Source organism: Halomonas sp. LMYGS-3 (assembly GCF_059509875.1).
The window spans coordinates 229863-242773 of the sequence record NZ_JCAKFQ010000001.1 but is presented as its reverse complement, the minus strand read 5'-3'; the positions used below and the strand labels follow the sequence as shown (position 1 = coordinate 242773).

Annotated in this window: 12 protein-coding genes; 2 read left to right on the top strand and 10 right to left on the bottom strand. The window is 67.3% G+C overall.

The window, feature by feature from the left end; translation table 11 throughout:
- Nucleotides 1-16 precede the first annotated feature (16 nt).
- From AC5W54_RS01160 to AC5W54_RS01115, 10 genes are all read right to left on the bottom strand, one after another.
- Complete coding sequence (locus tag AC5W54_RS01160; protein ID WP_495960233.1) at nucleotides 17-940, bottom strand: energy transducer TonB; 924 nt, start codon at nucleotides 938-940, stop codon at nucleotides 17-19.
- Nucleotides 941-943: 3 nt separating this feature from the next.
- Nucleotides 944-1912, bottom strand: coding sequence for a glutathione synthase (gene gshB, locus AC5W54_RS01155; RefSeq protein WP_495960232.1), 969 nt, complete (start codon nucleotides 1910-1912; stop codon nucleotides 944-946).
- 75 nt (nucleotides 1913-1987) lie between these two features.
- Nucleotides 1988-2728: a CvfB family protein gene (locus AC5W54_RS01150; protein ID WP_495960231.1), complete on the bottom strand. Its 741-nt coding sequence runs from the start codon at nucleotides 2726-2728 to the stop codon at nucleotides 1988-1990.
- Between the two features lie 102 nt (nucleotides 2729-2830).
- A complete protein-coding gene (locus AC5W54_RS01145) occupies nucleotides 2831-4408 on the bottom strand; it encodes an aldehyde dehydrogenase (NADP(+)) (protein ID WP_495960230.1) in 1578 nt (525 codons plus the stop codon).
- Nucleotides 4409-4420: 12 nt separating this feature from the next.
- Nucleotides 4421-5416, bottom strand: coding sequence for an AraD1 family protein (gene araD1, locus AC5W54_RS01140; RefSeq protein WP_495960229.1), 996 nt, complete (start codon nucleotides 5414-5416; stop codon nucleotides 4421-4423).
- Nucleotides 5417-5424: 8 nt separating this feature from the next.
- Nucleotides 5425-6597 (bottom strand): L-rhamnonate dehydratase, encoded by a 1173-nt coding sequence (locus AC5W54_RS01135; protein ID WP_495960228.1) that lies wholly within the window; start codon nucleotides 6595-6597, stop codon nucleotides 5425-5427.
- Between the two features lie 26 nt (nucleotides 6598-6623).
- Nucleotides 6624-7649, bottom strand: coding sequence for a 4-hydroxythreonine-4-phosphate dehydrogenase PdxA (locus AC5W54_RS01130; RefSeq protein ID WP_495960227.1), 1026 nt, complete (start codon nucleotides 7647-7649; stop codon nucleotides 6624-6626).
- A 13-nt stretch (nucleotides 7650-7662) separates the two neighbouring features.
- A complete protein-coding gene (locus AC5W54_RS01125) occupies nucleotides 7663-8943 on the bottom strand; it encodes a TRAP transporter large permease (protein ID WP_495960226.1) in 1281 nt (426 codons plus the stop codon).
- The gene (locus AC5W54_RS01120) at nucleotides 8940-9494 is read right to left on the bottom strand and encodes a TRAP transporter small permease (protein ID WP_495960225.1); all 555 of its coding nucleotides are present in this window, start codon (nucleotides 9492-9494) and stop codon (nucleotides 8940-8942) included. The genes AC5W54_RS01125 and AC5W54_RS01120 overlap by 4 nt, the downstream gene beginning before the upstream one ends.
- Before the next feature lie 69 nt (nucleotides 9495-9563).
- The gene (locus tag AC5W54_RS01115) at nucleotides 9564-10538 is read right to left on the bottom strand and encodes a TRAP transporter substrate-binding protein (protein ID WP_495960224.1); all 975 of its coding nucleotides are present in this window, start codon (nucleotides 10536-10538) and stop codon (nucleotides 9564-9566) included.
- A gap of 207 nt (nucleotides 10539-10745) precedes the next feature.
- Between AC5W54_RS01115 and AC5W54_RS01110 the strand changes: the two genes are divergently transcribed.
- Nucleotides 10746-11480 (top strand): FadR/GntR family transcriptional regulator, encoded by a 735-nt coding sequence (locus AC5W54_RS01110; protein ID WP_495960223.1) that lies wholly within the window; start codon nucleotides 10746-10748, stop codon nucleotides 11478-11480.
- 106 nt (nucleotides 11481-11586) lie between these two features.
- Complete coding sequence (locus AC5W54_RS01105; protein ID WP_495960222.1) at nucleotides 11587-12855, top strand: MFS transporter; 1269 nt, start codon at nucleotides 11587-11589, stop codon at nucleotides 12853-12855.
- The last annotated feature ends 56 nt before the right edge of the window (nucleotides 12856-12911 follow it).

The following is a 12911-nucleotide window of genomic DNA, read 5'->3' as shown; positions in this document are numbered from 1 at the left end:
GGACTCCCCGGCGGTCCTAACGCACGCCGTAATGATTGCCTTGGCCGAACCGCCAGACGCGGGTGATGGACAGGCTGTCGAGCTCACCCATGCCCCCATCGAAGGGCCGGTAGGGCGCCGCGCCGTGCACGGTCTCCAGTGCCGCCCGGTCGAGTTCGGCGTGTCCCGAGGATTGTACCACCTCTGCCTGAAGTAGCTGACCATCACGGCCGATCACCACCCGGATACGCAACTGGCCATGCAGGTGGCGCGGCGCCGGGTGCACCCGGTTGCCGTAGTCCTCGACCCGGCGGGTCCAGTCGTCGATGTAGCGGGCCTCGGCGGCACGCCGCGCGGCCTGCTGGCTGGCATCGCCCTCGGGCCCTCTCGTCTCGGGAGCGAAGCCCTGCTCGCGGATGCTGGTGGTGGCCTGGGCCAGCAGGTCGCGACCGGAGGCCGAGGGGGCCGCCGCGGAGGGCACCGCCGGCGCCTCCGCCGCCCGGGGAGCGCTTTCGCGCGGCTCGGGCGGGGTCTCGGCCTCGCTCGGTGCCTCGGCTGTCGGCGGCGCGGCCGCGTCGGGCACCGCCTCGGGTTCGATCCGAGCCGACACCTCGGGCTCGGCAGGCGTGGCCGGGTCCACCGCACTCTCCGTCTCCTGGAGTACCGGCAGGTCATCCATGGGTGCGGCACGGGACTCCGCGGGCGCCTCCTCCTGCTGCTCGCCCCGCGCCTGTTGGTCGGCCTCGGCGATCGCCTCGGCATCGACGGGCTTCTCCGTGGAGCGGGTCACCAGCACCACATCGAGGCTTCTGCGCTCACTCGGGGCCGGCGCGAACTGCCAGCTCGCCACGATGCCGATCACCGCCAGGTGCAGCAGCAGCGCCAGCGACCAGGCCAGCCAGCGGCGATGCGGCCGGGTGACCGGAGCGTACTGGATGGGGTCGCTGACAGGAACCGACATGGCTTACCCCAGGCGGCGCTCGATGGCGTCCAACAGCAGGCCGGCGATGTCGGTGCCACGCTGGTCGTCGATCTCACGCACGCAGGTGGGGCTCGTCACGTTGATCTCGGTGATGTAGTCGCCGATCACGTCGAGGCCGACGAACATCAGCCCCTTCTCGCGGATCATCGGCTGCACCTGCTCGACCAGCCAGTGGTCGCGCGCGGTGAGCTCGCGGCTGATGCCGGTGCCGCCGGCGGCCAGGTTGCCGCGGGTCTCGCCGGCCATGGGCAGCCGGGCGAGGCCGAAGGGCACCGGCTCGCCGTCGACCAGCAGGATACGGGTGTCGCCGTCGCTGATCTCGGGAATGTAGCGCTGGGCCATGATCTGGCGCCGGCCGCGCTCGGTGAGGGTCTCGATGATGGCGCCGAGGTTGCGGCCCTCCGGCTGCACGTGGAAGATCCCGCTGCCACCCATGCCGTCCAGCGGCTTGAAGATCACGTCCCGGTGCTCGGCGTGGAAGGCGCGCAGCACCGGCTCGCTGCAGGAGACCAGGGTCGGCGTGCAGCACTGCGGGAACTGCTGGGCGAACAGCTTCTCGTTGCACTCGAGCAGCGCCCGGGTGGGATTGACCACCAGCACGCCCTCGCGCTCGGCGAAGCCCAGCAGATGCACGGCATTGAGGAAATGGGCGTCCACCGGCGGATCCTTGCGCATCAGGATCACGTCGAGCTCCGCCAGCGGCCGCGCCTCGGGCTGCCCCAGATCGAACCAGTGGGTCGGGTCGCGGTACACCTCGAGGTCGCGCAGCCGGCCGAAGGCGCGACCGTCACGCAGGAAGAGATCCTCCTGCTCCAGGTAGTAAAGCAACCAGCCACGGTCCCGGGCCGCCCACAGCATGGCCATGGTGGTGTCCTTCTTGTAGGCGATGTCGGCGATGGTATCCATCACCACACCCACCTTGAGGGCGCGTTCACGCGTCGGCTTGTTCATAAAAGCTGAGGCTTCCACATGGGAGGAATCGAATGGAGCCAGTATGCCGCAGGGCCACCGGCAACACCAAGGCGCTCACTTCCCGGCCGGCTCCGTGCCCGCTCCCCCGCCAGGCACCAGCCGGATACCGCCCGCCTCGATGGCGATCAGCCGCCGCTTGTAGAGCCGCCCGATCGCCTGCTTGAAGGCGTTCTTGCTCACTCCCAGCCGGCCCTTGACCTCGGCCGCCGGACTCTTGTCGGAGAGCGGCAGGTAGCCGCCGCTCACACGCAGCGCCTCGAGCACCCGCTCCCCCACCACGTCGAGACGCGCCGCCCCCGGGGGCAGCAGCGACAGGTCGAGCCGGCCATCGTCGCGCAGGCGTTTGATATAACCGGTAACGCGCTGCCCGCGGCGCAGCGGGCGGGTCACGTCGTCACGGTAGAGCAGCCCCCAGAAGCGGTGGTTCACCACCGCCTTGTAACCGAGGTCGGTCTGGTCGGCGATCACCAGCGTGACCTCGTCGCCCGGCGCCAGGCCCGTGGCCCCGTCCTCGAGGAAGCGATCGAGCTTCTGCGAGGCCACCGGGCGCCCCTGCTGATCCTCGTAGATCCTCACCAGCACCCGCTTGCCGGGCGTGGGACGAAAGCGCTGCTCGCCGTAGGGCAGCAGCAGGTCCTTCGGCTGCCCCCAGTCGAGAAAAGCGCCGGTGTCGTTGACCGTGATCACCTCCAGGTAGGCGACCTCGCCCATCGCCGTCTTCGGTGCGCGGTAACGACGCTCGGGACGCGGGATGGCGCGGGACGGGGCGGCTCGGCGGTCTCGAGAGTCAGGCATGGCGCGATTTCCGGCAGAAGTGTGCGGCCATTATGACAAAAATGGCGGCCACGCGGGCCGCCGAAGGGTACTGCTTGCTTGTCTCAACCGGGCGACAATGCCTCAGGGCTCGCGCTTGCCGTCCACCAGCCGGGTCACCCCCAGCGGGTTGCCGTCCCGCAGCGCCTCGGGCAACAGGCCCGCGGGCAGGGCCTGGTAGCACACCGGGCGCAGGAAGCGCTGGATGGCGGCGCTGCCCACCGAGGTGCTGCGCGCGTCCGAGGTGGCCGGGAAGGGCCCGCCATGGACCATGGCGTGGCACACCTCGACGCCGGTGGGCCAGCCGTTGGCCAGCACCCGCCCCGCCTGGCGCTCGAGCACCGGGAGCAGGGTGCGCGCGGCCTCGAGGTCGCCGTCGTCGAGCTGCAGGGTGGCGGTGAGCTGGCCCTCCAGGTGCTCGGCCACGGCCTTGACCTGGTCGAGGTCGGCGCATTCGACCACCAGGGCGCTGGCGCCGAACACTTCGGCCTGCAGCGCCTCATCCCGCAGGAAGTCGCTGGCCGCGGCGGCGAACAGCGCCGCCTGGCAGGTGTGCGGGCCGTCGCCGGCCGGGCCACGGGCGATCTCCCTGACGTGGGCGTTGGCCGCCAGGGCGCCGACGCCGTCCTGATAGGCGGCGTGGATGCCCGGGGTGAGCATGGTCTGGGCGGCACTGCCCTGGACCGCCTCGCCGGCGGCTTTGAGGAAGGCGTCCAGCGTCGCGCCCTTGACGCCGATCACCAGGCCCGGGTTGGTGCAGAACTGCCCGGCGCCCAGGGTGAGCGAGGCGACGAAGCCCTCGGCGATGTCGGCACCTCGCGTTGCCAAGGCTTCCGGCAGCAGAAATACCGGGTTGATGGAGCTCATCTCGGCGTACACCGGGATCGGCTGGGGACGGGCCTGCGCCGTCTGCATCAGCGCGGTGCCGCCGCGCCGCGAGCCGGTGAAGCCCACCGCCTGGATGCGCGGGTCGGCGACCAGCGCCTGGCCGATCTCGTTGCCCGAGCCGAACAGCACCGAGAAGACGCCCTCGGCCAGGCCGCAGTCGGCCACCGCGGCCTGCACGGCGCGGCCCACCAGCTCGGAGGTACCGGGGTGGGCGGAGTGGGCCTTGACCACCACCGGGCAGCCGGCGGCCAGCGCCGAGGCGCTATCACCGCCGGCCACGCTGAAGGCCAGCGGGAAGTTCGAGGCGCCGAACACGGCGACGGGCCCCAGGGCCACGTGGCGCTGGCGCAGGTCGACCCGCGGCAGCGGCTGACGCTCGGGCAGCGCCGGGTCGAGGCGCACGTCGAGCCACTCGCCGGCGCGCACCACGCTGGCGAACAGGCGCAGTTGGCCGCAGGTGCGGCCGCGCTCGCCCTCCAGGCGCGCCCGGGGCAGGCCGGTCTCGGCCATGGCGCGCTCGATCAGGTCATCGCCGAGCGCCTCGATCTCGGCGGCGATGGCCTCGAGGAAAGCGGCGCGCACCTCCAGCGAGGTCTCGCGGTAGGTGGCATAAGCTTCCTCGGCGAGCTGGCAGGCCTGGGCGACCTCGGCCTCACCGAGGCCGCGATAGACGGGGGGCAGGGGCTCTCCCGTCGCGGGATTGATGGCACGGATCTCGGCCTGGGTGCCGGTGACGGCGGCTTGGCCGATCAGGGAAGTGCCTTGCAGTGTCATCGGTGTCTCCTGTCAGAGGGCCTCGACCCGGGGGGAGGGCTCGTTCGTTTCGAAACACAGCGGATTGCGCAGGGGCCGGCCGAAGGCGGGCAAGGCGATCTCGAAGCGGTCGCCGTGGCGGGTCTGGATGCCGTCGGCGAAGCTCAGCGTCGCGGTGCCGAAGAAGTGCACATGCACGTCGCCGGGGCGACGGAAACCCGAATACTTGAAGTGGTGGTGCTCCAGGTTGGCCAGGCTATGGGCCATGTTGGCCTCGCCGGTGAGGAAGGGCTTCTCCCACAGCGTCTCGCCGTCGCGCACGATACGGCTGGTGCCTTCCAGGTGCGCGGGCAGCTCGCCGATGAGCAGCTCCGGGCCGAAGCTGCAGGCGCGCAGCTTGGAGTGGGCCAGCCACAGGTAGTTGAAGCGCTCGGTGAGGTGGTCGGAGAACTCGTTGCCGATGGCGTAACCGACCCGCCAGGGAGTGCCGTCGTCACCGATCACGTAGAGGCCGGCGAGCTCGGGCTCCTCGCCGGCATCCTCGGCGAAATGGGGCACGGGAATCTCCGCCTCGGGGGCGACCACGCAGTCGCCGTCGCCCTTGTAGAACCACTCCGGCTGGGCGCCGACCTGGCCTTGGGCGGGCTTGCCGCCCTCCATGCCGAGCCGGAACATGCGCATGGAATCGGTGAGCTCGCTCTCCTCGGCGGCGGCCTGCTGCTGATGCATGGCGTCGCGGGTATCGGCACTGCCCAGGTGGGTCAGGCCGGTACCGGTGACCCGGCAGTGGGCCGGATCGGGGTGGGTCAAGGGCGGCAGCAGGCGGCGTTCGTCGATCAGCGACTGGTAGCCGATCGGGACGTCGTCGAGGCGAACCTCGATCACCGCCGAGAGCGTCTGGCCACTGGCGATGGCCAGGCGCGCCAGGGCGTAGATGCCGCCATCGAGGCGAATCGGCCGCACGGCCACATCGCTCTCCACCAGGGCAGCGCGCGGCTGCCCCTCCTCGAGATACTGGATCAGTCGCATGTCCGGCCTCACTCGATGATATGGAACTGGTCGAAGTAGTCTTCGTTGAGCGACAGGCCGAGCCCCGGCACCTCATCATCCAGATCGAGGAAGCCGTTCTCCGGCTCGGGGTCGCCCTTGAACAGGTAGTAGAAGAGCTCGTTGCCGATCTCCACGTCGTGGACCGGGAAGAATTCCGACATCGGCGAGGCCAGGGTCGACATGGTCAGGTGGTAGTTGTGCATCTGGCCGGCATGGGGAATGACGGGGACGCTGAACGATTCGGCGATGGCGTTGATCTTGCGCGCGGCGGTGATACCGCCGACCCGGTTGGTGTCGTACTGCACCACCGACACGGCGCGCTTCTCCAGCAGTTGGCGGAAGCCGTAGTGGGTGAACTCGTGCTCGCCGCCGGAGATCGGGATGCTGGTCAGCCGGTTGAGCTCGGCGTAGCCGTCGATGTCGTCGGCGAGCACCGGCTCCTCCAGCCAGCGCGGCTGGAAGTGTTCCAGGCGGGGCAGCATGCGCTTGGCGTACTCCAGGTTCCAACCCATGTAGCACTCGAGCATCAGGTCGATGTCGTCGCCGATCACCTCGCGCACCGCGGCGACGCTGTCGAGGTTCTCGCGCATGCCGGCCGGGCCGTCCTTGGGGCCATAGCCGAAGCGCATCTTCATCGCCGTGAAGCCCTGGTCGAGGTAGGACTGGGCCTCTTCCTGCATGGATTTCAGGTCGGTGCGATACAGCTTGGAGGCGTAGCAGGGGATCTTCTCCTTGGTACGTCCACCGAGCAGCTTGAAGACCGGCTTGCCCACCGCCTTGCCCATGACGTCCCAGATCGCGATATCGACGCCGGAGATCGCCGCCATGCCGATGCCCTTGCGGCCCCAGGCGTGGGTGGCGCGGTACATGCGCTGCCACAGGTACTCGTAGTCGAAGGGATCCTGTCCGATCACCAGCGGTGCCAGGTACTGGTCGATGATCACCTTGGCGATGCGCGGGGCCAGGGCCACGTTACCGAGGCCGACGAGGCCGCTATCGGTTTCGATTTCGACGGTGGTCCAGCCATGGAAGCGGAAGGTGCCCATGGAGTCGCTCTTGTCCCACAGCTCGTCCATGGCATTGGAGCAGAAGTGGGGCTGGGCGGGCACGGTGTGGCCCTTCCATTCGAAGACGCGGGTGCGGACATTGGTGATTTTCATGTTCGATTCCTTGCAATGACTGTCGGTCAAGAGGTGGCGTCGAGGCGCTGTCGGCGGAGGGTCTCGCCCATGCGACGGGCGATGGTGAAGGCGTTGCGGGTCGGGCCGACGTCGGCCTTGCCCTGGCCGGCGATATCGAAGGCGGTGCCGTGGGCCGGGGTGGTCATGGGGATCGGCAGGCCACCCTGGACGGTGACGCCCTCCTTGAAGCCGAGCAGCTTGATGGCGATCTGGCCCTGGTCGTGGTACATGGTGACGATGGCGTCGTACTCGCCGTCGCGGGCCTTGAGGAAGATGGTGTCGGCGGGGAAGGGCCCGTCGATGGGATAGCCCTGCTCCCGGCAGGCCGCCACGGCGGGCTCGATGACGTCGATCTCCTCGCGGCCGCAGGTACCGCCCTCGCCGCCGTGGGGGTTGAAGGCCGCCACCGCGACCCGCGGCGAGGCATTTCCGGCGAGCTGCAGCGAGTCGTGAATGAGCCGGCTGGCGGCGACGATACGCTCCTGGGTCACGTAGCTCGCGGCGTCCTTGAGCGGAATATGCGAGGAGATCCGCGAGGTCCAGAGGTTGCCCAGGGTGTTGAACTCGCAGAAGTACCCCGTCACGCCGAGCCGCTCGGCGAAGAAGTGCAGCTCGTCCTCGTGGGCCAGGCCGCCCTTCTTCATCGAGAACTTGTTGAGCGGGGCGAAGCAGATGGCATCGACCTCGCCGGCCTGGGCAGCGTCCAGGCAGCGCGACAGGACCGAGAGCACGGAGGCGCCGGCGGCGGCGGTCTCCTCGGCATAGCCGACGGCGCCTTCGGCCACGCTGTCGACCGGCAGGAAGACCGGTCCGTCATGCTGACGTGCGTCGGCAAAGCTCTCGACTTCGGGCAGGTCGTGGGACTGGCCGGCCACGCGTTGACCTTCCTGCCACAGCCAGGGGTCGCCCACCAGCACGGTATGGACGCCATCGAACAGCGCGGGCTCGGCGAACAGTTTGGCGATCAGCTCCGGGCCGATACCGGCGGGGTCTCCCAGAGTGACGGCGACCAGGGGGCGTGAATCTGTCATCTCGGGCTCCATATCAGTAGAAGAGGTTGACGAGGGTCATGGGAATGGCCGGGACATAGGTGACCAGCATCAGCACCACGAACAGCACCAGGATCATCGGCAGGTTGGTCTTGGTGGTTTCCCACATGTCGGTCTTGGCGATGGAGCAGGAGGTGGCCAGCACCGAGGCGACCGGCGGCGTCTGCTGGCCGATGGCCAGGTTGAGGGTCAGGATCAGGCCGAAGTGGATCGGGTCGATGCCGATCTGGTGCACCAGGGGCATGACGATGGGGACGACCAGGATGATGGCCGCGGCCCCGTGCAGGAACATGCCCAGCAGCAGCAGCAGGACGTTGAGCAGGGCCAGCACCAGGACCGGATCCTCGGTGATGGCGGTGATTTCGCTGGCCAGCTGCTGGGGAAGTTGCATCTCGGTCAGGAAGAGACCGAGTACTGCAGAGGTGGCCACGAGCAGCATCACCACCGCGGTCTGGATGACACCCTCGATCACCGCACGATAGAGGATCTTGACGTTCAGTTCGCGGTAGACGAGGCCCCCGATCAGCAGGGCGGCCAGTACCGCGATACCCGCACCTTCGGTGGCGGTGACGAAGCCACCGAAGATCCCGCCTAGGATGATCACCGGCAGCAGCAGTGCCCAGAAGGCTTCCCTGAATGCCTTGCGCAGGGTGCTGAGCGAGAAGGAATCCTCACGGGGCAGGTCATACTTCACCGCGTAGTAGTAGCAGGCGCCGGCCAGACCGGCAGCGCCGATCAGCCCGGGCACGATGCCGGCGACGAACAGCTTGACGATGGACGTGTCGGCGATGGCGCCGTACAGGATCATCGACAGCGACGGCGGGATGATGATCGCCAGCGACGCCGAGGAAGAGGTGATGGCGGCAGTGAAGTTCGGGTTGTACTTGCGGCGCTTCATCTCCGGGATCAGCACCGAGCCAGTAGCCGCCACGTCGGCGACGGCCGAGCCGGAGATCTCGGCGAAGAACAGCGAGACCCCGACATTGACCATTGCCAACCCGCCCCGCACGAAGCCGACGATAGCGGTGACCAGATTGATCAGGCGAATGGAGATGCCCGAGGTGTTCATCAGCGCCCCGGCGAAGATAAAGAGCGGAATGGCGATCAGGGGAAACTTGGTGGCACCGTTGAACAGCGTCAGCGGCACATTGACCAAGGCGTCGGGGCCCATGTTCAGGTAGACGCCGACCACGCCCACCACGCCGATAGCAACGGCGATCGGGACGTTGATCAATACCAGGGCGAAGAGAGCGGCGATGATGATCAGGAGAGTCATGCGCGGTGCTCCTTGAGGTCTGCCTCGGCTTGCCGGATGGCGGCTTCGATCTCTTCCGCTTCGCTGTTCACACCGCCGCGCATCTTGCGCCAGGCCATGGGCATGCTGAGCAGTTCACAGAGGATGAACAGCACGGCACTGATCGGGATCACCGACTGGGTCACTTCGAGTCCGATCCAAGGCAGGGAAACCAGACTGTCCCAGGCCAGGATGTCGAGGACGAGGTAGCCGTAGTAGGCGATGACCAGGAAGAAGCCGATCACAATGACTTCCGAGAAGATAAACAAGGTGGTGCGAAGGACAGCCGGCGCGCGGCTGACCAGGCCGGGAAAGCCCATGTGGTTCCGTTTGAGGGCGGCCAGGTTCGCTCCATAGAAACTCAGCCAAGCCAGGCCGATGGAGGCGACCTCGTCGTACCAGGAGAACGAGTTGCCCACCATGCGAAAGCCCACCGCGGAGATGACGATGGTGGTCAACGCCAGCAGGAGGAACACGGTCAGCACCTCCAACAGCCGTTCCAGCAGCAGATTGACACGAGCCAGTGAGCTCATGGCGTGGTCCTCCTGCGATTTCGTGGGGAAGGGCGCCTCGACGGCGCCCGAACGGGATGACATCTTGTGTTACTCCTCGGCCAGTGCCATGGCGCGGTCGACGAGTTCCTGGCCTCCCTCTACCTTTTCGGCGAATTCTGCGTAGACGGGGTTGCTGGCCTCGACGAAGGCATCTCGATCCACCCGATTGACCTCCATGCCTTCCCCGCGCATGGTTTCGAGGAGCGAGTCATCGAGTTCCGCGCCCTTGGCCAGTGCCCAGTCCTGGGTCTCCGCGGCGACCTCGGCGATGGCGGTACGGACCTCTTCGGGCAGTTTCCCCCAGCCGCTCTTGCCGGCGGTCAGCCAGATCGGCGAATAGACGTGGTTGGACAGCGAGAGGTAGTCCTGGACTTCCTGGAACTTGGCCCCGTTGATATTGCTGAGCGGGTTCTCCTGGCCATCGACCACGCCGGTCTGCAGGCCGACGAAGACCTCGGAGAAGGCCATGGGCGTCGGGTTGGCGCCCCAGGTCTCGAACATCAGTGTGCGCCACTCGCTCTGCGGCGTGCGGAGCTTCAGGCCTTCCAGGTCGGCCGGCACACTGATCGGTCTCTTGCTGTTGGTGATATGGCGAAAGCCATTCTCCCAGGTGGAAATGATGTTCAACCCTTTCTCATCGGCGCTCTGGGCGAGGTCCTGCATGATGATCTCGCGATCAATGCGCTTCAGGTGGTCACGATCCTTGACCAGGAACGGCATATCGAACAGGGCGAATTCGGGGGAGACGGAGGACATGATCGAGGAGATGGCGGCGAGGTCTACGGTCCCCAGTCGCAGCTTCTGGATGAGCTGCCGCTCGTCACCCAGCTGGCCACTGTGGTAGTACTCCACCTGATGTGCATCGCCGAGGCGTTCCTGAAGGCGATCACTAAACTCCTGGGCGGTCTGCCCCTGCAGGCTGTTGGGTGTGCCGCCGATCGCGAAGACGATCTTGTCCGCTTGCGCATGGGTGCTGGCGATGGCCAGTGAGAGGGCGGAAAGGCCGAGCAGCTTCTTGAGCATGATGCACTCCTTGATTGTAATCGGTGGTGGTTCACTGGTCTGGTGGTTGGTTAACCGTACCAGTAGAGTCAGAACTTAGTCTCCACTGAGACGCGGCGTCAAGTCAGAACTGGGCAGGCTAGACCTTTGTCGTAAGCGGCCGGTGCCGTATATGGAGTCTGGCGCTGTTTTGGTCTATTATCTAGACCAGTAGCAAAGGAGTGGGCCATGAACAACCCGGCATTCGCCTTCGAGAAGACGCTCAAGAACCGGACCAAGAAGGACATCTTGTCCGACAAGCTGACCGATATGATCCTTACCGGACTGCTGCGGGACGGAGATGAGCTGCCCAGCGAGCGTGAGCTGGCCCAGCTGTTCGGGGTCAGCCGGGAGACCGTGCGTGGGGCACTCTCCCAGCTCACTGCCTATGGACTGATCAGCGTGTCGCATGGCAGCAAGACGCGCATCCGCGCTGACGAAGCGGCGCTGACGCGGTTTCGTTCCGCTCATTCGGAAGGCGCCACTCGCGAGATGAATCGCTTCGACGTGGACAGCGTCTTCGAGAGTCGCATCGTGGTGGAGGCGGCCATTGCCCGGCGCGCCGCTATCAACATCGACGCCAAGGGCATCGACGGACTGGAGCGCCTGCTCGAGGCGCAGAGTCGGCTGTTCGACTCACCGGTGCACTTCCAGCTCTCCGACCAGAACTTCCACAAGCTGATCTCGGAGTACGCCGGCAACGAGATCCTGCTGCGCTATGCCGAGGAGCTCTACGCCTATGGCCTGAACATCCGTCGCCAGGTCATGGTGGAGGAGGGCGCCATCGAGCGCAGCTATCAGGAGCATCGACATATCGTCGAGGCATTGAAACGCGGTGACCCCGATGCCGCCGAGCGCGCCATGCTCGCCCACCTCGACAGCGTCTACCGCACCACCAAGGCCAAGGTCCTCGCCGAGCAATGACCGCAACGCCCGCGGAGCGATTTTTTTAGCGGGCTACTCATTAGCCGAATGAAGATGGCATGCCGAGCGGCTAGAATCGAACTTCGATTCGTCATCCGGCAGGCCCATGCGATCCGACGCCACCTCCCAAGGCTCCGCCAACGGCCTCGTCCCGCTGCACCGCCAGCCCGGCTTCCTGAGCTTCCTGCTGTCGCGGCTGGCGGCGGTCTTCGCCATGCAGATCCAGGCCGTGGTGGTGGCCTGGCAGGTCTACGCCATCACCCGCGATCCCATGTCGCTGGCCTATGTGGGCCTGGCGCAGTTCCTGCCCATGGTGCTGTTGCTGCTGCCCGCCGGCGATCTGGTCGACCGCTTCCCGCGCCGGCGTATCCTGCAGCTCAGTTGGGCCGTGCAGGGGCTGTGCAGCGCCCTGCTGCTGGCACTCTCGGCCGCCTGCGGCGAGGTGACACTCTACTATGCCGTGCTGGCGCTGTTCGGCTGCGCCCGGGCCTTCACCGGGCCGACCCTGCAGAGCCTGCTGCCGAACATCGTACCCCGCGCGCAGCTCGCCCAGGCCATCGCGCTCAACAGCTCGATCATGAAGATCGCGGTGATCGGCGGCCCGCTGCTCGGGGGCATTCTCTACGCGGTGGGCGGCAGCCTGGCCTATGGAGTGTGCCTGGGGGGCTTCGTGGCGGCCCTGGCGCTGCTGGTAGCGGTGCCGATCCACCATGTCGAGGCCGCCAGAACGCTCGAGGCCACCGCCTGGCGACGCTTCACCGCCGGCATCGGCTATATCCGCCACCAGCCGATCATCCTCGGCGCCATCTCGCTGGACCTGTTCGCGGTGCTGCTCGGCGGCGTGGTGGCGCTGCTGCCGATCTACGCTCAGGAGGTGCTGCACGTGGGCCCCGAGGGCCTGGGCGCGCTGCGCAGCGCCATCGCCGTCGGCGCCCTGCTGATGGGGCTCTACCTGGGGGTGCGTGGCATCCGGCGCCACGCCGGGGCGGTGATGTTCGCTGCGGTGGCGGTGTTCGGCGTCGCCAACCTGGTGTTCGCCCTATCGACGCTGTTCTGGGTGTCGCTGGCCGCGATGCTGGTCGCCGGCGCCGCCGACATGATCAGCGTCTACGTGCGCATGACCCTGATCCAGCTGGCCACCCCGGACGAGATGCGCGGCCGGGTCAACGCCGTCAACATGCTGTTCATCGGCTCCTCCAACGAGCTCGGCGAGTTTCGCGCCGGCAGCATGGCGGCCTGGGTCGGCGTGGTGCCGGCGGCGGTGATCGGCGGGCTCGGCACCCTGGCGGTGGTCGGCGTGTGGCTGCGGGTCTTCGCCCCGCTGCGGCGGGTCGACCGCTTCGACGAGGCCGCGATGGAGCCGTCCCGGAGTTGACCCACCGCTCACGCCTTGCTCCGGCGGTTGCAACCGCATCGGAAAGCCGCCCGGTG